We start from the raw sequence: 24039 nt of genomic DNA on the forward strand, positions 1-24039 counted from the left end.
AACGGTATGCACCGAAGTAAAGCGACACTTTGCCTACTGCGCAACCATTATTGACTGTCTTACCTGTTCACACCAACCACAAGCTCGCTTAAAGACAAACACAATAAACCTCACAGCAATTACTTAAATTATTTGCATAGCCAATAATAGCATGGAAAAAAACAGAAAGCAAGAAAAGGGTGAGAGCTTTGGCGCTCAGGCAGGTACCACTGGAAGAAATATACCGTAGCAAGTTCACTTGCTGCAAATATTCCTGAAGCGGACACCTGTCTGCCCTGGCGAGCTCAACTTCACAGGGTGCAAGTTCCAACGCTAGTCTCTAGTCTCTTCATTGGTCTAATCCACATCAGTATCCCCTTCTAATCTTACCTAGCGTACGCATTTTAAAGATAAACAACATTAAAAAAAAGCCAGGAGCGCTAACTCCTAACTTTTCCAAAACTATTAATCTTGACGTTTTGTTTTACCTTCCCAATCAGAAAGGCCACCTTTTAAAATATAAATTTTATCGTAACCAGCGTCTTTTAATTTTTTCGCTGCACGGCCAGTTAAACTGTGCACATCAGCGTATAAATAAATTGGACGTGATTTACTGAATCCCGGCACACCTTGTTGTAAAGTAGAATACGGTACATTGCGGGCACCAAAAATGTGGGCAGAGTTGAATTCATTTGCTTCTCGGATATCAATAATTTGTGCCGATTGCATGGTTTGTTGGAAATCTTCTTGAGAAATCATGGTTGCGTTGTTACGACGCAATAGGTAGCTGTATAACCAAAAGCCTCCCCAAACCAATAATACGACAATTAAAATAAGCCAAGAGATAGTAACAAAGTTGATCATAAGTGTTGTTTTTCCCTTCTAACGACAAATACTAAACATTTTTCATAACTAGTGACGCAGCACCATACACACCTGCATCATTCCCCAAGGTAGCTAAACGAATACTTGTTGTCCGTCCAACACCAGGATATACAGACTTATGGAAGTTGTCTGTTACTTTATCTAATAGGTATTGACCAGCATTGGCAACCCCACCACCAATTAAAATATATTCTGGATTTGTTACAGCAGCAACTTGCCCTAATGCACGTCCTAAATGTCCCATCGTTTCATCAACCACAGCTTCTGCAAACTGGTCACCCGCTTCTGCCGCTCTAAAGATATCTTCTGACGTTACAGGTTCACCGTTAAAAATACGTCCTTGAATTATTGAACCAGTATCATCCATGGTATAAGCTAACTCACCAGCAGTCCATACGATACCTGAAGCAGATGCCACAGTTTCTAGACAGCCATGTTGACCACAAGTACATTTACGGCCACCCTCTTTAGAGAACATATGCCCAATCTCACCAGCAGCACCCTGTCCAACAACCAGCTTGTCGTTGACAATTACACCACCGCCAACACCGGTACCTAAAGTTACCAAGACAACATTACCTGCGTGGTCACCAGCACCCTTCCATTGCTCACCCAAAGCAGCAACATTGGCATCATTTTCAATCAGAATTGGCCAATCTGCGTTGAAGTGGCTACGAATCAGATCTGCAACGGGCTGTTCTTCAACCCAAGCTAAGTTATACGCACCAGCAACGGTACCTTTTTCACGGTCTACAAAGCCTGGAGACCCCATACCAATGCCTAAAATATCTTCGTTAGTCCAATTGTTTTCTAGCATTTTTTCTTGAACAGCTAGAATTAAATCTGGAATAATGTGTTGGCCATCTTCTTTAATATCTGTAGGCACTGACCATTTATCAATAATTTCGCCTTCAATTGAAACAACTGATAATTTAATTGATGTACCACCAAGGTCGATACCGAATATTTTCTTAGTCATTATCATAACTCCCTCTTATCTATTAGTTATATAAGTCTATTTTATCAGACTTTAGCAAAAAAATTTAGGTTTTTAAGCAAAAAAATGATACCGGTTGCATAATATTTATATTTCCCCAACAATAATTTGGTCCACTGGAATATCAAAATCATCAATTTCAAAGGTCACTTTATCAGAGACCATACCCGGAAGGGCTAAGGCAATCTTGTTTCCTGGGTAATCCGCTAGGAAAATATCGTAAAAACCGCCCCCATGCCCAACCCGATACCCGTCCGGTCTAAAAAACAAACCTGGCACTATCATCAAGTCAATCGCCTCTTTATCGATAAAATCAGCTTCTGCTGTTGGTTCGTAAATACCGAATTTCGTCTTCTCCAAGGCATCCATCCCTTGATACTTAGCAAATGCCATTTGACGTTTAGGATAGGTTTTAGGCACATATACCTCTTTGCCAATAGTTAAGGCGTAATCAATAATGGGTTTCGTATCAATTTCGCCTGGATGGGCAATAGTTGTGGTGATGGTAGCGGCTTGAATAAAGGCTTCATTGGTAAATAATTGGGCATAAATATCTGCCTGCAAAGCAATTCGGTCAACCTCTGGTAAGGCTGCCCAGTATTTAAAAGTCCGGTCGCGAATGTCCTTCTTGTCTAAAATTGTCTTCATCTTTTCTGTCAAATAAACGCTCCTAACCACCAATTAAAGTATTGAAAATGCCGTGGTTGATCAAAATAAACCCAGCAATCACCACAAAGGTAGCAGCTGAACCAATCCGTTGGGTCAACCGTTGATCTGGCCCTTCCCCGCGAATTAGCGCCATGGTCATTAAGAAACCACCTACCAATCCGCCCACATGGCCCCAAATATCAATCCCTGAACCCATAATACCAAAGGCCAAGTTAATCCCCACAAGGGTTAAATATTGCGAACCAATGCTTTGGATATGGCGATTTCTCGGGAAGAGATTTTTAAGCGCTAGGAAAACAGCAAACAAACCAAACAAAGCAGTCGATGCCCCAGCTGAGATATTTTCAGAAAATTGGTAAGAGAATAAGTTCCCCATCAAGCCAGAAGCCAGGTAAATCACCAAATAGCGCCAGTGGCCTGCAATATTTTCAACCATACTACCTAAATAATACAGGGTAATAGAATTAATCAATAAATGAACAATTCCAATATGCAAGAACATGGGGGTAATTAACCGCCAATACTCTCCTGCAGCAATTAAAGGATTAAATTTAGCCCCGAATAATAATAAGGTTGCAGAACTTTCGGAACTGCCCATAAATTCCATCATAATAAATAAAATAATTTGAATACCTAGCAAGGTATACGTCACAAAAGGTTTTCTCGTAAACATGATTAGCTCCTTTTTAATAGCGAATGTACTTTCACATATTATACCCTAGTTTTCAGGATAATCACAAAATGGCTGTTACCTACAAGAAAACTTTAGGATTCTTCTACAAGACACCACAAACAAAGGCAAAAAAGACCCACACCAGCGCAAACGCCAATGCAGGTCTCCCAATAGTAAATACGTATTTATTATTTGTGTGTTACCGAGTCAGTTATCTAATTTGCATTAGATTATTTTACCTCTTTGGTCATCTATCTTGAAATTGCACTAGGCTAAACTAGTTCAAAAATACCTATAAATCAGCGTTTTTACCTCTATTTTGAATATAAATTTTCTAACTAGTATGGACTAGTTGCTACTTTTTGCTACTTTTTTGCTACTTTTTCTATCTCATTTATAAATTCGTCCATCACACCGTAGACCTCTTTTTCCATTTCAAAGATATATCTGTTTCCATCCATTACCATAATTGTGAAGATAGAATCGTCAACTAGCAATATGTACACACGATTATTTTGGTAGCTAGTCAAGTAGATGTAGTCACTGTTATATTCGTATCCTTTTTTATTTAAAAATTCTGAAATACTAAAGTTGGTATCTACCATTGATTTCGATATTAATTTCATAAAAATCACCATATTTATTATAACAGAATAAAAAAACGGGCAGTAGACAATTAAGTCCGCTGCCCTTTTAAATGCTATTTAATTGTTCTTTACATCATTTATTTTCTTAACAATGTTTTTAATTGCGCTTTTATATACGCTAACATCGACTGCTATATCAGAACATTCAAGTGAAACATACTCGTATTTGGTCAACTCTGTTATTTTAACCATATCTTCCAATGATAATCCGTTTTCATAACGTAAATCGAGTATCTTTTCAGAGTATTTATATTGTTCTGAATTTTTGATACGATTTATAAGCCCTATTTCCAAGTCTTCATCTGTAAACTTAACTTTATCAACAGGAATTAAATCATCGGCTTTTAGTGTCATAGTACACCCACCTCTGTTAGTCTTTTGTTATTTGATTGTTGCCCCAGTCCCCGGTCCAGCGTAAATAGCAACTCGACCTTTTACGTCAGTATCAATTAAGTAAATATCTTTCGCTGGATTACCCACGATGTCGTAAGTCAAGCCACCGAATTTCTTAGGTGTTAGTAAATGGATCTCATTACCAACTGTATAAGGTCCTTTGACACGATATACACGCCAAGTGTCAGCACTAGCTGGTAAGTATAGTTTCTTGGTCGTGTTAGACACGCTACCACCCTTGCCTGTGATAGTAGCTCCTGTTCCCGGTCCAGCATAGATGGCTACTTTACCTTTAACGCTTGTTTTAATTAGATAAACGTGTGGGGCTGGATTACCTAGAATGTCATAAGTTAAACCTCCGAATTCGGAAGGTGTTAACTGGTGGATAGCATAGTTGCTAGTATATGGGCCACTTGCGTTATATACTCGCCACGTTTTAGCACTTGCTGGTAAATGTAACTGCTGACCAGTTGAAGCTGTAGCTGTTGGATTAGCTACGTACAATTTTGATTCTGGGAAAATTAAGTTAGGATTTTCTAACTTATTCCATTTAACCAAGTTATCAACAGTCATATCATATTTTTTAGCAATCGTACGTAAAGTTTCACCAATTTGTACGGTGTGCATTTTAGCTGTAACAGAAACGTAGCCATCATTTTGAGTGGTGTTCGCAGCTTGTTGAGCAACTTTATACCCAGCCAATTCAGCTTTAAATTCACGCCATTTTTTCCAGTCATTCCATTGCCAGTTACCGGGGCAGATTTTACCAGACACGTCATAATGACGAATTACACGCTCATCCGGAATGTTATATTTTTTCTGTAATTGCTTAGTTAGCCACTTAGCACGCTTGATAGTTTCTGGGTCGAATTCCCAATGCCAAACGTCTTTACCAGTTGACGTATCTTGACACATTTCAATACCGATTGAGTTATTATTTGTAGCACCATAGCCGTGATAACCATTGTAAGCACCTTTGCCAGTACGGTATCCATCGCCAACGTGCCATCCCGGTGTATCATCTTCTACTACTTGGATAATATTGTTAGGGTCAACAAAGTAATGAGCAGACGCACCACGATATACTGATTTGAAATAGTTAGCATTTCCTTTAGCTTGTCCGGCAGCACCCACAAAATGTTCGATGATCCACTGCGGTTTGTTCAAACCTTTATCGCCTTTATTGATTAAGGTTAAATCTTTTTGAATTGTGTAAGTCATTACACTACCTCCTCTTTAATTTGGCTTGCTCCAATATCATAGATACCACTAGCACTCGCACCGTATACAAGGCCATTAAAAGCCTGTGCGAACAAGTCGCCACCATAATATGCGCCGTAACCTAAACCAGCTAACAACCCAATTAAAACCGCTAAAAAAGGCACGTACTTTGTCGGTACGTACCCTTTTAATAACTGCGTGATAATCATTGTTAGTGGGATGATGAATAAATTAAACTCCATTAAAATTATCTCCTAACTCGATCAACCTGTTCTTGTAATTCGCATTTTCTACTCTTAATTGTCTATTTTCTTCTTTCAATTCAGTGTTTTGGCTTTCCAGTTTTTCGACTTCTTTTGCATGGACGGTTTTCATTTCTTCCATTTGCTTGCTTAACACTTCTACTTGTTTTTGCAAGTCATCCATGCGCTCTTTGGTTTCGTCATAAAGTTGTTTCCAAGCGCTACTGGCATACTGTTCTCTCTCACTTTGGCTCTTATACTTAGTCCCCAAATAAGTCAATAGGGCTGGCACAATGGCGATTAAAAGTGGGTTTAAATTATCCATCTTTAAAGTCCCCTCTCAGCGAAACACCAAAGCCTAGTAGTGCCACGCATAAGGTTAGCACCCCGACTGTATTTGGTGGCTCGGTTAAAATGAAACTAAAGCCAAAGAACGTCCAAATAAAACTGAAAACTGGAAGTGTCAGCCGCTTGATTCTTTTGAGGTCTAAAATCGTTGCAATTGCATATAACACTCCTAAAACCAAGAAAAAAACACCTATAAAGCGGTGGTCGAATACGTCTCGTATTTTTTGATAAACTTTATAAGTTTGTAAGATTTCGGGATGTCCAATCAATTTCCATCCGTACGCAATGGACGTTAACGACAATAGATATGAGTAGTAGTAGTAGATGATATGCTCTTTAATTCCTTTCATTTCTCACGCTCCTTTCAAAATTTTATACAGAAAAAAAGCAACCCTAAAAGGTTGCTCTAGTTCTTTTTGTATAGGTTTAAATATTTTTAAACTGAACTCTTGCTCCACACAATAACCAGCCACTTTGGTCAAAGTCGTAAGTTGCTCTTAACGTAAAAATACCAGCTCGAATAGAATGGTCAAGTCCTCCACCCCAAACAGCGACTTTAGCTCCTGTTTCTCTCGTATAAAACATATCTGAATACATTTTTTGATTTCCAGCGCCATCTCCAAGCTTGCTTGGTATCATAACTGATATGTCTTGAGGGTCTAGGGATAGTTCTTTTACAAAATCTTCATTCTCTTCACGGGCGTCTTGAGTGTTGTTTGGTTGTAAAGGCGCTTTATAAGCTAAAGATAGGTAATTGTCTTTATAGTCGGTTGTAGAATATTCTTTTGCATTCTCGCCCACATAAGTCACTAAATCTTCAAATACTAATCCATCAATAAACGTCCACACTGAACCCCATGGATTTTCAATACCTAAGAACTTAATGCCCTCGTGTCCGTCACGTCCGTCAAAGTAATTACCCATTCCATTTAAGCTGTTTAAGCTGTCAGTTGTACCAGTCATTTGAGGTATTGAGTAGATACGAGATGTACCCGCTACTAAGTTTAAAGGTGCGCCATCAAAAGTTACATCTACATGATCAGCGCTTACCACTTCTACGGATAAAACTTTTCTCGGGTTCAAGTGTTCGCCTAGTCGACCATCTTCTCGGACTTGTACGATTTGGTTTACGGCAAAACCTCTCGTTTTGAAGTTTGAATTATTATTGACGCGAATGACGTTCGAATTGTTTGCAGTTAGTCTTGCCACACACTCAGAATTGCTTTGCCAAGAATACTCTGTAAGTCCTTTGCCTATAACTTTTTGGGAGTTTCTATCAGCGTATACAATCATAAATAGGCGCTGTAACATCGAGATGGTACGGTAGTCAATCAAGCCAAAACCAGAACCTTTTTTACTTGCACGATACTTGTAATCTGTAAAAGGTTTTGATACATCAGTTTGCACGCCTGACCAGCTAACCAAATCACCAGTAACTGTGTCTACGTGACCGTCATACGCACTAATGTATACATTGTCTAGTTCTTTACCATTTTCAACGAAAACTGGGTCTAGCTTAAAACCATCACGAGGTTGTCCGCTCACTTCGATAAATTCGTATCGTTTGGCTGCTATACCTTTCGTTAGTCTGTATCGCTTAAAGTAATGTTTTGGAATCTCGACCATAACATCACCATTTGAGCCATCTCGTTTGAATCCACTTTCGCCCTCGTAAGTAATTTTATTAGCTCCCCAAGATGTTTTAGACACGTTACATAATCGAATTTGGGAGAATGGGAATTGCTTCATGACTTCTTCTGGGTTATCGAAACCATCAAAGCGTTCTACTTTAGAAGTTTCTTCATCTAAGTCGAAACCGATTTTGAATACTGTGTCGTCCGTCTTGACATTTAAAAGTTCAGCACCGTATGGCGAGAATGTCAGTGGTTTATATTGCTCTACTTCGGAGTCTTTAATTAAAGTCAGTTCCTTTGGATCGTATTGTGCCCCAAAGTTCACAATTGCTTGAGTTGCGTTGGATGGAGTTGTCATCGAATACCCCGATGCGTAACTTATAAATGCTCCATTTGAATTGTAAAATGCATGCCCTAACCCCGAAGTCCAGTTCTTTTGATAAGTAACGTTAGGTTCAACCTCAAAGCGTTTGGTAGAACTTGCACCCGATGACGATGGCACTAGAACACCATTTGAATCAATAATTTGACCTCTTACAAAATTATGTAAATCAAGGATGTTGACAGTTCTTTGAAAGATAACATTTTCTATTTGTTGTTCTGGGAAATTAAAAACAACGTATTTCGTATCTGCTGTTGTGCGGAAACGTTTCTTTTCAAGACCTACCAAGTAGTTGAAATCTTTATCATATTGCGCCACTTGATGAGCGTTTCGATAATCTTCAAGTTCATAATACTGCTTTGGCAGCACTTCAATATAACCTGTTGTGGCCAGTCCTCCTAAGGAATCATCTGCAATTATTCCACCTTGGGATAGCTTCAATTGGCTAGCTAGTCGCGCGTCCGCTGGGTTGAATAAATTTTCCGTCTTACTTACTTCTAGTACATTTTCTTCTTCTTTACCAAACAATAAGAATTCATAATATTGTTCGTATGCGGTGCTCACATTTCCCTTTTCGACCTGCGCATACTGTCCACCTTTTGAAACGTTTACCGAAATGTATTCTGTGGTAGAATTCGTTGTAAAAATACGCGATGTTGTCGCATTAAGAGGTTCTTTATCTTTATTAAAGAATACTACGCTCACCACTTTGTCATTAGCAGCATATGTTGTATTCGGAGATACTTTTAACAAGTGAAACACACTGTTGCCCGAACTCTTTAAACCGTCACTGATGTTATAAACTTGACCTTCGAGAAAATAAGAAGGGTTTAAAATATTCTTACCTGTGCCGATAAAATTAGTTTTACCTGATGTCACAGCTTTATCTTCAAGGTTTATAGTGCCAACGGAATTGACTCCTACCACTGCCACAGCGCCACCAGTTAGCGCTTCTTTAACTTCTTGAGTTAAATCAGACATGGTTACGTTGCCTTTGTCGATTTTGTTGTTAATATGATATACAAAATCTTGTGCTTCTTGTGGGTCCATACCTTGATTATAAGCTAATTGCATCAACATCTCTGTCATCTGTGCTAATGTTTCTCGAACGTCCACACCGTACGATTTCGTTCTAATGTAATCTGGTATATTTAATGCTTTAATACCATTCAATAATTCTTCATCTGTTAAATGGCTAAAATCTGTTCCTGCCAAATATATCACTCCTTTTATTTATATTAAACTGGTCTTGGTAAACTTGTTTTGTTGTCTCCTGTAATTCCTAGATACGCTTGCGGGTTAATAGTGTTACCGCCACTATGGAATGACCCATTTGGACTTAACTCGTAGTGTAAGTGGACTGCATAGTCGCCACCACTATTACCCATCATACCTATTTGCTGACCAGCTTTTACTGTCTGACCTACCGATACTGACCTACTAGCCAAGTGCATATAATTAGACCAGTAATCATCTGCCGTATGTTCGATGTAAATTGCATTACCAATACCACCCGACATGAATTCTGATTTACGCACGACACCATCAGTAGTCGCATAAATTGGATGACTTGCACCGCCACCGCCGATATCCCAACCACTATGGAAACCGCCTGACCTGTTACCGTATCCCATGTCTGGTTGAGTAGACTTAGTCCAAAAGTTAATACCGCTACGATTGTAATCGACTGGGAATACACGATTGTTAGCATATCCGCTACTGTCAGTGCCACCACCGCCACCGCCGCCACCACCACCGCCACTTGGTGGTGTTTGGTTAGCTACTAGGTCATTTACAGTTTTGACCAAATCGTTATATCTCTCAATAAAACCAGTTCTCCATTCAACAATCGCATCAATACGTTCTTTGTTAGTGTTGATGTTGTTGGCATTTATCCCAATATTTTTTTTATTGGTATCAATAGACTTATCTTGTCTATCTTGATAGATTTCAATGTCATCGAATTTACGTTCGTTTTGTCTATGTCGATAATCAGCAAGTCTTGCTCTGTCGTTTTGAAACTCACTTAAGTCTGTATACTTGTCGCCGATTGTAACGTTTGATAACTGTGGCTCGTTAATATCTATATTGATTTTAACTACACGCAATATCTCGTTTTTGATTTGCAAAATGTCATCAGTTAGCACATAGCCATTACCTAACTTAAAACCCTCAATGTCTAAACCGTTCAATGACAAGTCCAAAGCGCTTACGGTGTATTGGTCTTTGCTAAACTTCTGGTTGTTTAAATCTTCCTGTGCTAGTCGTTTTAGTTCTGCTGGATCGTCCACATCGTCATATACTAACCACTTCATCAAAATCCCAAAAGTGGCTCGTCCTTTGTCATATAGATAGTCACTGCCGTCATTTACATCTCGAATTGTTAAACGGCTTAAACTTTCGCCTATCTTAGCACCTAGTGGAACATAGATAGTGCCATAGTCGCTAAAATTACTCGATTTTTCGTCTTTAAGTAAATTGTGTCCAGTGTGAATTGGTGTGGCGGATATATGGCCTATATTATCCAACCAGTCGAGGTATAAGTTTTCGCCTTCACGTCTTAGTTGTAACTCACCGCCATTTTCACTAATCAACCGATTGACGATAATTTCAAAGGCAGAATCTTCAGGAAACCACTCAAATGTTAGTTGGCGGTTAATTTGGCTGTAAGTTAAATTACCAGCTTGAATGACCTTTTCTTCGTCTGATTGAATCAAACGGTTGTAAACATCCAAGAAATATAAAAGGTGTTCTTTTAATGTTTTCTTCGCTCGCCCATTACCGATACCCACATCATGAAAGAAACCAAGTAGACCTTCGCACACAAACTCAAAGTAAGGCGCGCCGTTTTGGTCAGTACCTTTTGAGATGTTAAAAATACGACCCTCGAAGTCGTATTCTTGTGTTTTGGTATTGTATACCCTTATGTAGTCCTTGATTGGCATGATTTGTTCTGCCACACCTTGGTCATACATTTTAAAGGTGAAATTATCCACTTTGTTTATTTCTTTTGCAATTGTACCTTCGATTTTAAGTCCATCAGTGTAAGGGTCGTGTAGAACTATACCTTTATCTTGAAAACTTGTATGCCAAGTGCCTCGATACATCTACAACAACTCCTTCCTAAACTTAAAATCTACTTTGTAAGTACCATTTTGCCCGTATAACCTAATTTTATTTTCGCCAGAGTGTAGTTTAAAACTAGATGAGTTGGTGGGTTGATTTACGATGTTAAAATACTCACCGTTATTATCAACAGCAGTTAAAGCTTTACCTGTATGAATCACAACTTCTGGTGCGACTGCATTCGTTCCAGCGTTGACGATTGTTAAATCATAATAACTGTTGTGCGCTTCAACAATATCTTGTTCCAGCACCCAGTTATTTATACCCACAAGTTTGTATTCCCTTAGTGATGCTGATTTCTTTTCAATGTTTCTAACTTGTGATACTTGATAAGTCTGACCCATTAGGATTGGCGAAATATCACTACCACTAGAGAAATCTGTTGCCCAATCGCCAATATGCACCCACTTACCGACCGACACTGGTTTAAAGCTATCCCATGAGATTTTGAACTCGTGGGTGGTATTTTGGGAAACGTCAAAGTCAAAGTTGAATGTATCCCAAATATCATTACCTTCGTAATCGTTTCCGATTTTAAATGGATAAGCAGTGAATGAAATTGTTAATTCGCCATTTGCACCAATTTGCTTAAAGCTAGTGCCATTGACTACTTCTGCTAGAAAGTGGAATGTAGGGAACACATCGTCGATTAGCCACATTTGACCGACACCTTGCATCAACCAATTGGTCAGTCGCATTTCATAAATATTCACTGTGTTCGGATCGTTGAAATTGATATCTGCCACATTCAAAACATATTTGATTTCTCTTTGCTCGTAAGTTTGGAAACCATACAAAGCGCTAAAGTCAATCACATTGTTTGAGTGTGGAACGGTATAAGTGTTCTTCTTTTTATCTGGATATCCAATCTCTCGACTTTTAAGCGTGAAACCCCAGTCATAAAAGGTGTGCTTGCCGTTGAAGCTAAACCCTGAATCATATCTAACCATTAAAGTGCAAGCCCCCTCGCTCTATATCTTTGCCATTGACCACCAAGCTCTTGATGGTGACCTTCTGTTGTCTGTGCCACTACTTTTCCGTCCATTTCCAAAATAGAATTCACATAAATGGCATTCTCGCTCAACCCACTATCTAAAGCAGTGTTTGCGTTAATATCCCAAGTTCCGTTTGGTGTGTTTAAGTTCATACCATTTACACCAGCAACTTCATTTTGAATTTCTCCAGCCACGCCAGAAATGTTAGATTTAACAGTTTTGAAATTGTCCATCAAGCTGTCGTTAAAACCTTGCATGATTGCTTTACCTGCTGGAATCAATAGTTTACGGTCATACGAGATAGGACCTTTATGTTCTTTAATCCAGTCTGCCATACCACTTACGAAGTTTTTAACACCTTCCCACGCACGTTTTAAACCACCTAGAAAACTATTCATGATGGCATTACCAGCATCAGCAAGGCTTAAATTTTTAAGTGAATTGAATACATCTTTAATTGAGTTGATAATGCTAGAAATTGACGCTTTAGCATTTCTAATTGAACTAACAATGGTGTTCCAAGCTGATTTCAAGGTGTTCATCAGTGCATTACCCACACTACCTAAACCGCTGAAACCGCCTTTAAGAATATTTATAGCGCCTGTGATAATATTCTTAGCTGTTGAAATCACATTTTGAATGTTTGTCCAAGCGCTTGTCATCATGCCTTTTAGTCCATTTGCTGAACTACCAAAGTTTGCAAACAGACCGATTGCGACCCCTACCCATTCTGCGATGAATTGCAAAACAGGAGATACAAATTTAAGCGCTTGTACCAAGAAATCAATTACTGGCGTTAACCATTCAATTGCAACTGCTAGCATGTCAAATAGACCAGTCACAGCCATCAATGCACCTTTAAGCACACCACCTAGGAATGCACCTAGAATCTGTAACACTGGCATCAACGCTTCTGCTAGTAATGATAATACTGGTTGCAGTACGTTCCATAGATTTACAAAGCTATCCACGAATGTAGAAATAACTGGCCCAGCCACACTCATAAACGTTTCAAACCCAGCTTGTAATGCTGGTAATACTGCTTCAACGAATGTAGCTAAACCGCTGAAGTCCAATTGTGTGAAAGCATTTGCCACCATGTCAATAAGTGGTGTAACAGTTTCTCCAATACTTCCAATTAGCTCTGGCAGTTGTCCAAATACCGTTTGTGTCGCTTCGGTTAATGGTGCAATGGCTGTTTTAAATTTCTCAACAACGCCACCGACACCACCTTCGATACCAATACCCAACATGTTCATTAAGTCAGTACCGCTTTGCATTAAAGCTGGTCCTAGTGCGTCCATTGCAGTTGAAAATAGTACAGGTAAATTTGATACGATTTCCCATACCATTGGTGCGAGGTTATCGACCAAGAATGTCTTACCTGTATCAATAAGCGCTTTGATTGATGGTATTAAATCTTCTCCTCCCAAAGCCAAGTTACCCAACACGTTTTGTGCTGCCGACTTCATCGCTGCGAACGATCCTGACACCGTTTCGCTAGCTTCTTTTGCGGTAGTTCCCGTGATTCCTAATTCTTCTTGAGTTACGTGAATAGCATCAATAAGCGTGCTAAAAGGAATATCTTTAACATTCTCAGCGGTAGCTTCAAATGAACCACCTAACACGCCCGATTCATTGACCAATCGTGCCATTTCACTAGCAGTACCGCCGTAGCCAAGTTTCAAGTTATCCAACATCGTATAGTTATCTTTTGCGAAACCTTGGTATGCGTCTTGAATCATACCGACGTCAGTACCAAGCTTATTCGCATTATCAGACATGTCCACAATCGCCTTGTCAGCGTATTCCGCAGCCTTAGCAGTATCTCCGCCCAAGCCTTGTAATAGCGTGGCACTAAAGCTAGTAGCTTGTTCCATGTATTGGTTAGCGGATACGCCGGCTGTTTCGTATGCTCTCCTTGCATTCTTAATAACAACATCCGCATTTTCTTTAAACAGTGTTTCAATACCACCAAGCGATTGTTCTAGCTTAGCACCTTCAGCCACACCACCAGCTATTGCGCCTGCGATTGCTGACCCTACTGCTGCACCACCAGCCACTGCGACTGTTTTCAAACTACCCATAAGTGAACTACCTAGTGAATTACCTAGTGATTTACCACTAGATTTCACTTCTCCACCCATAGACTGTTCGATCATGCCTTTAATGCCTTTTGCGGACGGTACTATCTGTACATACGCTTTGCCTAATTCTGTTGCCATATTACCCTCCTTCCCTAATTCTTAACGCAATTTCCTTGCGTTTTCTTTCGAAGTCCTCAACAGTCGTGAACGAATCTTCTTCTGTTACCTTTTGACCAACAGTCACTAGCTTGTACATACTCTGTGGTTTGTTTTGGTTTTTCTGTCCATCTTTTGTTTTCGACCAAACGATGAAATTCAAGTTATCCAAAATACCAACTTTGACAAGTAATTCGTCAATGCTAGAAATACCATTAATCCCACGCTTTACCCTAGATTCAACAGGTAGACCTGCTGTTAAGGTAGCAACGTGGGATAGTGGGTATTGTCTATAATTATGTACGGTGTAAAACTGCGCTAAGTCACAGATTAGCTCGAATTTCCATTCTTTTAAAACGCCTGCGAGGAATATTAGTTTTTTAGCTCTTGGGAAGCTTTGAATATATCAGCAATTTCTTTTGACATTTCTTCCGTTGATACGAAACCATCTTCATCACGAACGTGGTCTTTTAGCTTTTCAGTAGCTTCAGCACCGATTAGCATTTTAGTTACTTTCGTAATCAAAATTGGGTTTTCGTCAACATCGTTCAACAGTTCTAACAACTCATAGTTTTGTAAGGCTCTTTCGTCAATTTCAAACTCAAAGCCAGTTCCAGTTGTGCTTTTAATCATTAAGCAGCGCCCCCATCAGTTGTTGGTGATTGTACGTATTCAATATGAGAGTTCCCATCTTCATTGTTAAACGCTTGAACAGTTGTTTCGTATCCTACCGCTTCAGTGTCGTTATATACAATTTCCCCAGTTTCTGTGATTTTAGCTTGTGGAATTACGATACGTTTTAAAGCATTTTGGAATACCATATCCACGACAAGTGAAACGGGTTGTAACTCTTTCGAGTTAGCTTTAACGGTGATACCCGTTTCCAAAGTTCCTGTTACGTTTTCTTCGCCGTAGTAGAACTTCAAGACATCAACATTTAACGCTTCGATTAGAGTAAATGTAAATGTATCTGTTTTATCGGTTTGAGTTGTTAAAACAATATCGTTACCCCATGCTTTAATCGATTCACTTTCTCGAGTATCAGCATTTGTCAGACCGTCCTCTGAAATGTATCCTAAGTTTTTGAAACCTGCGTCTAAATCGCCCGCTGCATCAGTAGGTAGTGTAGTGCCTAAAGGTGCAACACTAATTGCCCCACCTACTTTGGGCTTACCGTATGTTACGTTTTGTGCTTTTGCCATATAAAAATCTCTCCTTTTTAATAATGATAAATATCAAATACCGCCTGGTATCTGTGTTGCTTTCGTTCTAAATCAGTAAAATTATAATCAGCATTTAAACTAACTTTTGAAATCTCTTTTAATTCAGTCATACCTTTGACTGCTTTCTTCAAGTCATCATTCAACACCATTGCTTCATATTTTGAAGCGCCATAACTCTGGAATGCCACAGTTGAATTTGGTAGTTGTTCATTCTCCCCACCACTAGTGCGATCAATCAAAACGAAACGCCTTGGTGGATTATCTGGATAATCAAAAAAAGACGGCGCATCTAAATGCTCGTCTAAGTATTGTTTGATAATTACCTCGATTAGCATTTAACGCACCGCCTTTAATAGTGAATTGTTTTTCGAATTGTCTTTAACTGCTGCATAAGTCTTGGTGCGGACAGATGCGTTCACACGATTCTTACCAACGTGCGTATCAGCTTCGTACCCATCAGGTAGTCGCTTAACCGCTTCGTTGGCTTTCTCACGAACAATACTTTCCATTTCCGCTGATTTAAGCAAGGCTTGTACGCCTTTTGAATTTAATGTAAATCGCATATCACTCAAAGACTTCCACCCACACTTTCTTATTCCATTGAAGTGGTATCATGCTTTCGATACCCTCAATTGTCGCACCAAATGTTCGCCATCGTTTGCCAAAGAACACAACTTCCGCATCCGACCAATTGTGCGTGTCACCCTTTGGAATACCTAAGGTATAAACTGCATGCTTTCCATTTAAATCAAGATTGCTAATAATCTCGATATCATCCTTTGTAGTCGGTGAAACAAGTACGTTTTCCACTACTGTTTCAACGTCTTGTTCGATTGGCCCACCGAGTGGATCATAACCAGTAATCTCTTTGGTAATCAAAGTAACTGGAATGCCATGTATCTTCCCCATATAGGTGTCGACCTCCAATCTTTTGACGTTTTAAGCCTAAACGCTTTAATTCGTCTTTCTTGATGAATAGACCACCACCCGGGCTTAGAAACGTACCTGACCACGAATAGCCCAATGCTGATTGGCTTTCTTGTGTCATTGGCTCTTTATCTGTGGGTGTCATTAAAGTTCGCGCTAGCACGTCTACTGTGACTGATTTCAACACATTTGCGTATGCCATGTTGTCATTAGACTTTTGGTCCAAATCAACGCCAGCTTTGTCAGCTTCGATACGCAAGGTATCAGATATTACAGGTAGTAATGCAGTAGCTCGTGTGATTTCTTCGTTTGTTAGCGGTCGCCACAATTCGATAATGTCATCAATGCTTGCAAAATTTTGCATATCATCACCTACATTTCAAACGCTTTGGCAATTTCTTCGATAATTTCCGCTTTCTTAGTAGCTGTTAATTCGATGTCGTTATCAACTGCGTAATCTTTCAATTCATCCACAGTCATTTTAGTTAAATCAAAGTCATCTGTTTCAACTTCTTCTACTTTTTGTTCGACTTTAACCTCTGGTTTATATTTAGGTGTTGGTTTTGTCTCTTCAACCTCACCAAATGCTACCCAATTTCCACCAGAAATTGGCGCAGTCAAATCAATGACCACGCCTGTTTTGGTGTTTTTGAATTTCATTATTCACCATCTCCAGCTTCAGTAATTTTAGCGAATGAGTCCGCTGATAAGATACCCCATCCAAGATAAGTTTCGGCACGTAAGTACACTTCGTTGTGTCCAGCTAAGTCACGACCAGTATTGTCTGGATCACCGTAAGGGATTACAGTTAATGGAATTTGTTTTGTGATACCGTATTTGAACATTGTACGGAAGTCACCAACTACACCTTCAAGGTTTGAGTTGATAGATACGTTCTTAGATAATTCAACTGGTAATGCACCAAGTGTTCCCGGGTTGCCACCAAATTTGAACTCTGGGTACATTGCCACACCAACACCGTTTTCGATTTTTGCTAATGAAGAACCGAATAATGTAGATAACGCTGCACCCGTTACATCACCGTCAGCACCTACAACTGCTTGTACCGCATCCTCTAACTTGTCATCAGCAGTCGCTGCGTCAAAAGTAACCGCTTGTGTAACCTTGTCAGCGAAGTTGTTATCGCCAATGATTGTTGATTTAGTACCAGTACGTGGGTTAGTACCTGAAAACGCCATGATGTCTAAACCTTTAGCAAGTTTCTTAGCGTAACCTTCGTTAAAGTTTTGCAAGATAGCTAATTGTTTTTCTTCTGATGCGTACATAAATTCATCAGTCACACGCGCACCGTATTCCACTTTTAAAGGCACAACTGTGATTGGCTCTACCTTAATACCACCATGAGATTTTGCCCCACCTTCGGCCACAATGTCGATTTCATTTTCAAAATCAAATGTAAAGTATTCGTTACCGTTAAAGCCGATTGCATCTTGGTTAGTTAATTTAGCTAAGACTGATTCGCCTTTTACTTTGTTGATTAAATCATTCACCGCTTGTGCATTAAATAAAGTTTCTCGTTTTTGTACCATTTATATTACTCTCCTTTTAAACTTCTTAAAGTTTCTCGTAAGCCATTAGTTTCATCAGTAGGTGCTTCATACGTTTTAGTAGGTTGACTGGGTTTGACTGATTTAAAAGCACTTGCTAAGTTTTCAGCCGATTGTCGAATTGTATCTTCGTCACTTCCAGTAATGTTGTCGAATACTGATGACGGTAGATCGTACTCACGAACGATGTTAGATTTTAAATCTTTTAATTTAAATTGTTCATTATCTGCAGTTAATGAGTTAATTTGCTCGCTCGCTTTCGTATAATCTTCTGTCAGACTGTTTACTTGCTTTTCATACTCTGAAAGTTGTGATTTGGTCTGCTCCAAGTTATTTTTCAATTCGTCATAATCTTGTGGTTTAGCAGTGTTCACTTCTTCCATGTTTTTGTCTAAAATTGCTTTTAAAATAGTGTCATCTTCAATACCTAATTCACGTAAGAAATCTCGTTTCATTGTTAATCCCCTTTCGCCTTTGATACGCAGTCGGCTTCTGCACAGGTTTTGCCATTTACGCATGACTGCAAGTAAACAGTTTTATGACGTATTTAGGTCAAAATAAAAACCACTAGCTAACTGCTAATGGTTTAATCTTCAAAAACTACATCTAATGCGACGCTTTTTCCTGCTTCAATCATCCCTAAAACCTCTAAACCGTTCATATCATTATAAAATATATCAATACGACCCTCTGATGTCTTAGTGATAATCAATGCGTTTTCAGCATCTTTTTCACGTTCTACTACCTCTAAAAGTTCTGAAAAACTTAAATTTTCACCCATGTTAATACCTTACTTTCTGTTTAACTTTCGTTTTGCTTTCAATACAACTCCAATAAGCCAAGATCATACTGTCCATCAGTGCAATGTCATAATCTTCAAATTGGCTTTTATATCCAAAACCACCGTTACTACCAATTGGACGTTTTTCTGAATTGGAAACAATTTGCACCAATGATGGTTGACCCTTATGTCTGATCGCTCGGGAATTTACCGCTCGCTCGAATGATGCGTTCGCCACAATTACTTCTTTAACTTTAGGTAGCAATGGTTTTGGTTTTATTCTTGCTGATTTCATTTCTGCTTCAAGAATGGCTTGCCCACCAGCACCGTCAACGACTACCGCTTCAACGTTCGCACGATTGATGAAATTCAATATCCATCCATTGCCGTTTCTTGTCGATTGGCAATCAATTGCTTCAACGAACACGTCGCCATCATCAGTTTTAACCGCTATACTCATAGCCACATTTACACCATCATTACCGTATTTAATACCAACAAATAAATTGGAAGTAAGTTCTGGCAACTCATCAACTAACATTGATTGCCATTCTTCTTCTGTGATTGCCGATTTAACGTTATATGAAACCCAATAACCAAGTCGTTGGATATTGTGGTCAAGTTCATCAGCTCCCAATTCAGCTTCAATTTTACGCTCGTTCAAGTGATAGCCCATTGACGGGTTAGTCATGTACCACGCGTCCACATCATGAATATCGTGTAATTCAGGAACAGACCATTCCGCCCACCCCGAATACTTGTTTCCACCATCGAGTGTAGTTTGACGATAATCTGTAAACACAGTTCCCGATGATAGTGGTGTTGGTGGTGTTCCACACATTATGGTTTGTGGGTTAGCACTATCCGTAACCGTATATTTTAAAGCTGATTCTTGGTCCTCTGTGTACTCTTGGGCTTCGTCAATTACTAGTAAGTCAAAACCTTCACCCAAACCACCAGTTGAAGTACGAGTTCTGAATTGGATAATTCCGCCAGTTTCAAACAATTCTATACGTTCTTGCCCTTTAGCACGAATGGAGTTAAAATCTTCGCCATCGACTAAACCCATCGCTTCAATATAGCTTTTCACTTTCTCGAAACTTGAGTGTGATGTCGAAATTCGGTGGGCAGTGTGCAAAATACGTAAACCTTGAAACAGTGACCAAATTTCTTTTAGATAAACTACTTCTGTTTTACCGTTACGACGTGGGATAGCATAGCCGAATTTTTGGTGCGTCCAGTATCCTTCATCGTCAATCGCCATCAATGGTTTTAATAATTCAATCTGCCATTCATAAGCTTCATGTTTACTTTTTCGGTATAAGTCAGTTGCTTGTTCGAATAGCGTTTCATCATATTCGCAAAAATAACTTACGGTAGGAACTTGCCTACCAAACTTTTTATCAGCCATTACTACTCCTTTCTAAGAGCACCATGCTAACCCTTTCGGTGGGAGATATTGGATCACCGCCTTTAGCTAGGTTTGTACACGTTTTGGGCTTTACCTTTCTTCGGATAATAAGTAATTACGCACTTGTCATTTTGGTGTCTGCGCCAAACGTCTTGTGGCACATTCGGATAATCGTATTCACCTTGTAAGCTTCGACACCATTTACACGCGTTTGCTTCAGCAATACGCACCACTTTAGCCTTTAGACCAGCTTCGTTGTGAAATTCAACATTCTTCTTAATTGTGTCATCTACTACCGCTTGCGTGAAATTGACCACAGGCTCTTTTAATATCCAAGCCACATCGTCATAAGTTAGTTCATTAGCCAACCTTTGGATAATACCTTCGATACGTTCATATTGAATATCCGCTCGTTGTCCTTTGATACCAATACCAGCAAATTCATTTAATGTCTCTTGTACCTCAACTGCATTATCTGCCACAATTTCATAATTATTTTCCAACATTGGTGCGATTACTTTTTGGCCGATATTGTAATAAAGTCGCCCATTAGGAAGAATGTCGGACGATAAATGTTCCGCAAAGGCTTCAGCTAACAAATCACCAGTAACGATTGAAAACTCGTTGGCGTCAACGTAAGTAGCTAGACCGTCATTCGTTTTCCGTAGTAAGTTCTGTGCTTTCTGGCTGGTTCCAAACTTCTTCCGGAATGTTGCTTGTATTTTCTCCAGTAGTTCCACCGATATATCGACTGCCAACTTGTTCATCTCCTTCAATACCTAACAGGTCTTTTAGATTGTTAACGCTAAAGTAGCCCGGAACCGATTGGTTAATCTTGATGATACCGTCACCAGCGGTTGATAATGCTGATAAGTCTGGCTCGAAGATTGGCTCCCACTTAGCTTTTGTTTCTGTGAATTGGTTACGCTTATAAGTTACGCCATCACGCAAACATGCCGACAAGAAACCGACATTCAAGAAACCACTTCCGAAATTCCGTTGCGCTTTTCGTGCGGTAATTCGTAATGTTTCATGGCTCGCTTTAATCGCTTCAGCGCTTGAAGGGTTATCTGTAACGAAACCTAAGTCGTCCATAGTTAGACCAGTTTCACCAGCGAAACCACTAGCAGCGATTCTTAGTTGTTCCATAAATGGTTGCATAGATGGCGTGTTGAATTGGCCTAATGTTGGCTTTTCTCCGTCTTCGTCTTTTGTGATTTCAAGCATTGTTGAAACAGTTGCTTTCCAAGTGTCCAATTCTTCTGCATCTTCCGAAGTACCAACCGCATATTTTTGTGGGAACGAATAGAATTCCGCAGTTACATCAGAACGCTCTAAGGTACGTTTAGCATAAGACTGCCAGTAAATAGCACCCCTTGTGATACGAGAACGACCAAATGGTCTAACTGCATCGGGTCTGTGAATAATTGGCACTAACAATGGTGCTGGCGCCTTGTGTGTGTATTCAATTGGCTCACCGTCTGTAATAATCGTAGTTTTAAACGCTTCAAAGTATGCTTCAACTTTAGGTGTTCCGTAGATATCACGTTCCAGGACTGCATACCCTTCTTTAAGCAAACCAGTAATCGGATCGATGATTCCAGTTGCGTTGCTAGCTTCAATTACCTGTAGTTTTGGGTATTCTTCGTCATCAATGATATACACGAATGCGCATGATGCGATAAGTGCGGATAAGATAGCTGAATCGAACAGTGTATCTGGGTTGTTCATTTGGAAAATCTTGTTAATGTTGAAATTGTCATTATCAAAATCTCTGAACGATAATCTATCAGCCAGTGCATCCACCGCTTTTGAAGTCCACCCCACTGTTGATTGAAATCTATCTCGAATTTGAGGAGGCATTGTGAAACTTGTGTGTGGCTCTTTGTATTTCATGTCATAATAGCGGTATCTAGCATCTACACGCATCTTGTGGTCAGCTAGTTTCTTTCTTAAATAATCTAAGTTTTCTTTTTCCAATTCATCACTCCTTTCGTGATTGTATGTCGCGCGAAAAAATGTGCAGTACGGCATGAAGGTCGGAGCTAAGGGGGTGGTAGGGTGTCATGCCCCCTAAAGCTCTTACACGCCAAATACAAGCCAATCACGAGATTGTGGTAAGTTTCTATTACCAATTACCTTGCTCTCTTTAACCATTGTTTCTTCATTCTTAAATAATTTATCTGACTTCTGTCTGTTGCACGTTGAGTGTGTCAGTTGCAAGTTATTAATCGCACTTGGATGACCACCTTTAGAAACTGGAATGATATGATCAATCGCTGGCGCCATCGGGTTTGGTGGTTTCAATGTGACATCCACTGGGTACCCACACAATCCACAAATGTTCTGTGTCTTTAATATCCGCTTTCGATTCCGTTCGTATGCTGCTCGATGTGTACCGGTCTTATCTAAACGCATAGGGTGGGTCTCCTTTCTAGTGGGTAGGTGTCAAAATAATGGTGGGGGTAGGCATTAAACTAGCACCCCTGGGCATGATAAAAAGCCACCCGTTAGGATGACTTCGTTTCAATTCGTTCTTTAGCTGTACCAAAGTATTCATCGTCTAACTCGATACCTACGAAGTTTCTACCCGTATTTTTACATGCTACGCCAGTAGACCCACTACCCATAGTTAAATCGACCACCGTATCTCCTTCATTACTATATGTTTTAATTAAGTCCTCGAGCAGTGCGACTGGTTTTTGCGTTGGATGGTATCCGTCGTAATCTTTTTTATATTTTAAGATGTTTGACTTGTATTTGTTACCTTCCCACAAATTGAACACTGAAGGGTAATTACCGTAATGCTTCTCTGTTTCGTATTGCTTATATTTAAGGTCTATTGCCTTCAATTCGTCATACGAATACCCAATATCTATACAATCCCTTATTAAGTCGAATTTACTTTCCGTAGGTATTCGAAACTGCACCCCGTCGGTGAAATAATGCGAGGCTGACGACCCCACTAGATCGATAAAAAAACGCTTGGTTTTCCCTGACCGATCAAGCGCTTCGTTAAACATCTCTTTTAAAGGGTGGTTAGCATTTACTCCGCTATTCTCCAATCCCCCTAATTTACTGAATACGAGAATATCCTCGTAATAACTCATAGGTCTTTTCTTGCATCCAATATACATACTAAACGCTGGCTGGTCTTTCAGCCAAATCATACGGTATGAAAAAGGAATGTTAGGGATTGACTCATTTATTAGTTTTGAAGAAAAAGGCTCATTGCCAAACAAAACCATTTTTCCGTTCTTCCTCAATATCCGGTTCGCTATATCATAAATTTTTTTAGGCTCAATTACTACATCCCAGCTTGTGTCATGCTTCCCCAAGTCTGCGTTCTTTATTGTCCCATACGGTAAATCCGTTAATATCAAATCAACGCTACCGCTTGGAATGTTATCAGCTTCAATTAAACAATCCCCATGCAATAACTTTATATCCAATTACACACCGCCTTTTTTTCATATAATAAAAAGCCACCCGTTAAGGTGACTTGGTTAGTTACTTAGATACGACCCAAATGTTTTTATCGATGTTTTTCTTTACAATATCGTTCAGAATGTCTACTGCAACACCATTAGAATATGTAACCCGATAAGCATTACCTTTATTGATAGCTTCACCACGTAAACCGTTCTTTAGTTTAAATTTGAATTTACTTTCCATATTTTCATCTCCTAATTAAA

At 39.5% G+C, this 24039-nt stretch carries 30 protein-coding genes; all 30 read right to left on the reverse strand.

The window, feature by feature from the left end; translation table 11 throughout:
- Nucleotides 1–444: 444 nt before the first annotated feature.
- The 30 genes from ACUW85_RS04290 to ACUW85_RS04435 all read right to left on the reverse strand — a co-directional run bounded on the left by ACUW85_RS04290 (nt 445) and on the right by ACUW85_RS04435 (nt 24019).
- Nucleotides 445–843, reverse strand: coding sequence for a rhodanese-like domain-containing protein (locus ACUW85_RS04290; RefSeq protein ID WP_048729187.1), 399 nt, complete (start codon nt 841–843; stop codon nt 445–447).
- 31 nt (nt 844–874) lie between these two features.
- Nucleotides 875–1843, reverse strand: coding sequence for an ROK family glucokinase (locus ACUW85_RS04295; RefSeq protein WP_149255797.1), 969 nt, complete (start codon nt 1841–1843; stop codon nt 875–877).
- A gap of 105 nt (nt 1844–1948) precedes the next feature.
- On the reverse strand, nt 1949–2521 hold the full coding sequence (locus ACUW85_RS04300; RefSeq protein ID WP_048729185.1) for a 5-formyltetrahydrofolate cyclo-ligase: 573 nt from the start codon (nt 2519–2521) through the stop codon (nt 1949–1951).
- Nucleotides 2522–2531: 10 nt separating this feature from the next.
- Nucleotides 2532–3203 (reverse strand): rhomboid family intramembrane serine protease, encoded by a 672-nt coding sequence (locus tag ACUW85_RS04305; protein WP_048729184.1) that lies wholly within the window; start codon nt 3201–3203, stop codon nt 2532–2534.
- 704 nt (nt 3204–3907) lie between these two features.
- Complete coding sequence (locus tag ACUW85_RS04310; RefSeq protein WP_182023344.1) at nt 3908–4204, reverse strand: hypothetical protein; 297 nt, start codon at nt 4202–4204, stop codon at nt 3908–3910.
- A 27-nt stretch (nt 4205–4231) separates the two neighbouring features.
- A complete protein-coding gene (locus ACUW85_RS04315) occupies nt 4232–5464 on the reverse strand; it encodes an N-acetylmuramoyl-L-alanine amidase (RefSeq protein ID WP_182023343.1) in 1233 nt (410 codons plus the stop codon).
- Entirely contained in the window at nt 5464–5706 is a 243-nt protein-coding gene (locus tag ACUW85_RS04320) for a hypothetical protein (RefSeq protein ID WP_182023342.1), read from the reverse strand. The genes ACUW85_RS04315 and ACUW85_RS04320 overlap by 1 nt, the downstream gene beginning before the upstream one ends.
- Nucleotides 5696–6031 (reverse strand): hypothetical protein, encoded by a 336-nt coding sequence (locus tag ACUW85_RS04325; protein WP_182023341.1) that lies wholly within the window; start codon nt 6029–6031, stop codon nt 5696–5698. Before ACUW85_RS04325 ends, ACUW85_RS04320 begins: the two co-directional genes overlap by 11 nt.
- A complete protein-coding gene (locus tag ACUW85_RS04330; RefSeq protein ID WP_182023340.1) occupies nt 6024–6404 on the reverse strand; it encodes a hypothetical protein in 381 nt (126 codons plus the stop codon). Before ACUW85_RS04330 ends, ACUW85_RS04325 begins: the two co-directional genes overlap by 8 nt.
- A 76-nt stretch (nt 6405–6480) precedes the next feature.
- The gene (locus ACUW85_RS04335) at nt 6481–9285 is read right to left on the reverse strand and encodes a hypothetical protein (protein ID WP_182023339.1); all 2805 of its coding nucleotides are present in this window, start codon (nt 9283–9285) and stop codon (nt 6481–6483) included.
- Between the two features lie 23 nt (nt 9286–9308).
- Complete coding sequence (locus ACUW85_RS04340) at nt 9309–11177, reverse strand: phage tail spike protein (RefSeq protein WP_182023338.1); 1869 nt, start codon at nt 11175–11177, stop codon at nt 9309–9311.
- Complete coding sequence (locus tag ACUW85_RS04345; RefSeq protein WP_182023337.1) at nt 11178–12146, reverse strand: hypothetical protein; 969 nt, start codon at nt 12144–12146, stop codon at nt 11178–11180.
- On the reverse strand, nt 12146–14416 hold the full coding sequence (locus ACUW85_RS04350; RefSeq protein WP_182023336.1) for a phage tail protein: 2271 nt from the start codon (nt 14414–14416) through the stop codon (nt 12146–12148). The genes ACUW85_RS04345 and ACUW85_RS04350 overlap by 1 nt, the downstream gene beginning before the upstream one ends.
- 1 nt (nt 14417) lies before the next feature.
- On the reverse strand, nt 14418–14606 hold the full coding sequence (locus ACUW85_RS04355) for a DUF5361 domain-containing protein (RefSeq protein WP_220456908.1): 189 nt from the start codon (nt 14604–14606) through the stop codon (nt 14418–14420).
- A 200-nt stretch (nt 14607–14806) separates the two neighbouring features.
- Nucleotides 14807–15067, reverse strand: a complete 261-nt coding sequence (locus tag ACUW85_RS04360; RefSeq protein WP_182023335.1) for a hypothetical protein — start codon at nt 15065–15067, stop codon at nt 14807–14809.
- A complete protein-coding gene (locus tag ACUW85_RS04365; protein ID WP_182023334.1) occupies nt 15067–15636 on the reverse strand; it encodes a phage tail tube protein in 570 nt (189 codons plus the stop codon). The genes ACUW85_RS04360 and ACUW85_RS04365 overlap by 1 nt, the downstream gene beginning before the upstream one ends.
- A gap of 17 nt (nt 15637–15653) precedes the next feature.
- Nucleotides 15654–15992, reverse strand: coding sequence for a hypothetical protein (locus ACUW85_RS04370; protein WP_182023333.1), 339 nt, complete (start codon nt 15990–15992; stop codon nt 15654–15656).
- Complete coding sequence (locus tag ACUW85_RS04375; protein WP_182023332.1) at nt 15993–16229, reverse strand: hypothetical protein; 237 nt, start codon at nt 16227–16229, stop codon at nt 15993–15995. It abuts the gene before it with no gap.
- Complete coding sequence (locus ACUW85_RS04380; RefSeq protein ID WP_182023331.1) at nt 16222–16566, reverse strand: hypothetical protein; 345 nt, start codon at nt 16564–16566, stop codon at nt 16222–16224. The genes ACUW85_RS04375 and ACUW85_RS04380 overlap by 8 nt, the downstream gene beginning before the upstream one ends.
- Nucleotides 16508–16948 carry a phage Gp19/Gp15/Gp42 family protein gene (locus ACUW85_RS04385; protein WP_182023330.1) on the reverse strand — a complete coding sequence of 147 codons (441 nt, stop codon included), beginning with the start codon at nt 16946–16948 and terminating at the stop codon, nt 16508–16510. The genes ACUW85_RS04380 and ACUW85_RS04385 overlap by 59 nt, the downstream gene beginning before the upstream one ends.
- Before the next feature lie 8 nt (nt 16949–16956).
- Nucleotides 16957–17244 (reverse strand): Rho termination factor N-terminal domain-containing protein, encoded by a 288-nt coding sequence (locus ACUW85_RS04390; RefSeq protein ID WP_182023329.1) that lies wholly within the window; start codon nt 17242–17244, stop codon nt 16957–16959.
- Complete coding sequence (locus ACUW85_RS04395) at nt 17244–18134, reverse strand: phage major capsid family protein (RefSeq protein WP_182023328.1); 891 nt, start codon at nt 18132–18134, stop codon at nt 17244–17246. The genes ACUW85_RS04390 and ACUW85_RS04395 overlap by 1 nt, the downstream gene beginning before the upstream one ends.
- A gap of 5 nt (nt 18135–18139) precedes the next feature.
- Entirely contained in the window at nt 18140–18607 is a 468-nt protein-coding gene (locus ACUW85_RS04400; protein ID WP_182023327.1) for a hypothetical protein, read from the reverse strand.
- A 131-nt stretch (nt 18608–18738) separates the two neighbouring features.
- Complete coding sequence (locus ACUW85_RS04405; protein WP_182023326.1) at nt 18739–18933, reverse strand: hypothetical protein; 195 nt, start codon at nt 18931–18933, stop codon at nt 18739–18741.
- A 1-nt stretch (nt 18934) separates the two neighbouring features.
- Nucleotides 18935–20344: a P-loop NTPase family protein gene (locus tag ACUW85_RS04410; protein ID WP_182023325.1), complete on the reverse strand. Its 1410-nt coding sequence runs from the start codon at nt 20342–20344 to the stop codon at nt 18935–18937.
- 62 nt (nt 20345–20406) lie between these two features.
- Entirely contained in the window at nt 20407–21102 is a 696-nt protein-coding gene (locus ACUW85_RS04415; protein ID WP_182023324.1) for a hypothetical protein, read from the reverse strand.
- Entirely contained in the window at nt 20996–22324 is a 1329-nt protein-coding gene (locus tag ACUW85_RS04420) for a phage portal protein (protein WP_182023323.1), read from the reverse strand. Before ACUW85_RS04420 ends, ACUW85_RS04415 begins: the two co-directional genes overlap by 107 nt.
- Nucleotides 22325–22426: 102 nt before the next feature.
- Nucleotides 22427–22762, reverse strand: a complete 336-nt coding sequence (locus ACUW85_RS04425; protein WP_182023322.1) for an HNH endonuclease — start codon at nt 22760–22762, stop codon at nt 22427–22429.
- Nucleotides 22763–22854: 92 nt separating this feature from the next.
- A complete protein-coding gene (locus ACUW85_RS04430) occupies nt 22855–23796 on the reverse strand; it encodes a DNA-methyltransferase (protein WP_182023321.1) in 942 nt (313 codons plus the stop codon).
- A 58-nt stretch (nt 23797–23854) separates the two neighbouring features.
- Nucleotides 23855–24019, reverse strand: a complete 165-nt coding sequence (locus ACUW85_RS04435) for a hypothetical protein (RefSeq protein WP_182023320.1) — start codon at nt 24017–24019, stop codon at nt 23855–23857.
- Nucleotides 24020–24039 lie beyond the last annotated feature (20 nt).

It is taken from the genome of Aerococcus sp. 150760013-2 (genome assembly GCF_053627715.1).

Bases quoted from the DNA above. Each gene is read 5' to 3' on its own strand.
- ACUW85_RS04290 (WP_048729187.1), bottom strand. From the start codon at position 843: ATGATCAACTTTGTTACTATCTCTTGGCTTATTTTAATTGTCGTATTA.
- ACUW85_RS04295 (WP_149255797.1), bottom strand. From the start codon at position 1,843: ATGACTAAGAAAATATTCGGTATCGACCTTGGTGGTACATCAATTAAA.
- ACUW85_RS04305 (WP_048729184.1), bottom strand. From the start codon at position 3,203: ATGTTTACGAGAAAACCTTTTGTGACGTATACCTTGCTAGGTATTCAA.
- ACUW85_RS04310 (WP_182023344.1), bottom strand. From the start codon at position 4,204: ATGACACTAAAAGCCGATGATTTAATTCCTGTTGATAAAGTTAAGTTT.
- ACUW85_RS04315 (WP_182023343.1), bottom strand. From the start codon at position 5,464: ATGACTTACACAATTCAAAAAGATTTAACCTTAATCAATAAAGGCGAT.
- ACUW85_RS04320 (WP_182023342.1), bottom strand. From the start codon at position 5,706: ATGGAGTTTAATTTATTCATCATCCCACTAACAATGATTATCACGCAG.
- ACUW85_RS04325 (WP_182023341.1), bottom strand. From the start codon at position 6,031: ATGGATAATTTAAACCCACTTTTAATCGCCATTGTGCCAGCCCTATTG.
- ACUW85_RS04330 (WP_182023340.1), bottom strand. From the start codon at position 6,404: ATGAAAGGAATTAAAGAGCATATCATCTACTACTACTACTCATATCTA.
- ACUW85_RS04340 (WP_182023338.1), bottom strand. From the start codon at position 11,177: ATGTATCGAGGCACTTGGCATACAAGTTTTCAAGATAAAGGTATAGTT.
- ACUW85_RS04345 (WP_182023337.1), bottom strand. From the start codon at position 12,146: ATGGTTAGATATGATTCAGGGTTTAGCTTCAACGGCAAGCACACCTTT.
- ACUW85_RS04350 (WP_182023336.1), bottom strand. From the start codon at position 14,416: ATGGCAACAGAATTAGGCAAAGCGTATGTACAGATAGTACCGTCCGCA.
- ACUW85_RS04360 (WP_182023335.1), bottom strand. From the start codon at position 15,067: ATGATTAAAAGCACAACTGGAACTGGCTTTGAGTTTGAAATTGACGAA.
- ACUW85_RS04365 (WP_182023334.1), bottom strand. From the start codon at position 15,636: ATGGCAAAAGCACAAAACGTAACATACGGTAAGCCCAAAGTAGGTGGG.
- ACUW85_RS04370 (WP_182023333.1), bottom strand. From the start codon at position 15,992: ATGCTAATCGAGGTAATTATCAAACAATACTTAGACGAGCATTTAGAT.
- ACUW85_RS04380 (WP_182023331.1), bottom strand. From the start codon at position 16,566: ATGGGGAAGATACATGGCATTCCAGTTACTTTGATTACCAAAGAGATT.
- ACUW85_RS04385 (WP_182023330.1), bottom strand. From the start codon at position 16,948: ATGCAAAATTTTGCAAGCATTGATGACATTATCGAATTGTGGCGACCG.
- ACUW85_RS04390 (WP_182023329.1), bottom strand. From the start codon at position 17,244: ATGAAATTCAAAAACACCAAAACAGGCGTGGTCATTGATTTGACTGCG.
- ACUW85_RS04395 (WP_182023328.1), bottom strand. From the start codon at position 18,134: ATGGTACAAAAACGAGAAACTTTATTTAATGCACAAGCGGTGAATGAT.
- ACUW85_RS04400 (WP_182023327.1), bottom strand. From the start codon at position 18,607: ATGAAACGAGATTTCTTACGTGAATTAGGTATTGAAGATGACACTATT.
- ACUW85_RS04405 (WP_182023326.1), bottom strand. From the start codon at position 18,933: ATGGGTGAAAATTTAAGTTTTTCAGAACTTTTAGAGGTAGTAGAACGT.
- ACUW85_RS04410 (WP_182023325.1), bottom strand. From the start codon at position 20,344: ATGGCTGATAAAAAGTTTGGTAGGCAAGTTCCTACCGTAAGTTATTTT.
- ACUW85_RS04425 (WP_182023322.1), bottom strand. From the start codon at position 22,762: ATGCGTTTAGATAAGACCGGTACACATCGAGCAGCATACGAACGGAAT.
- ACUW85_RS04435 (WP_182023320.1), bottom strand. From the start codon at position 24,019: ATGGAAAGTAAATTCAAATTTAAACTAAAGAACGGTTTACGTGGTGAA.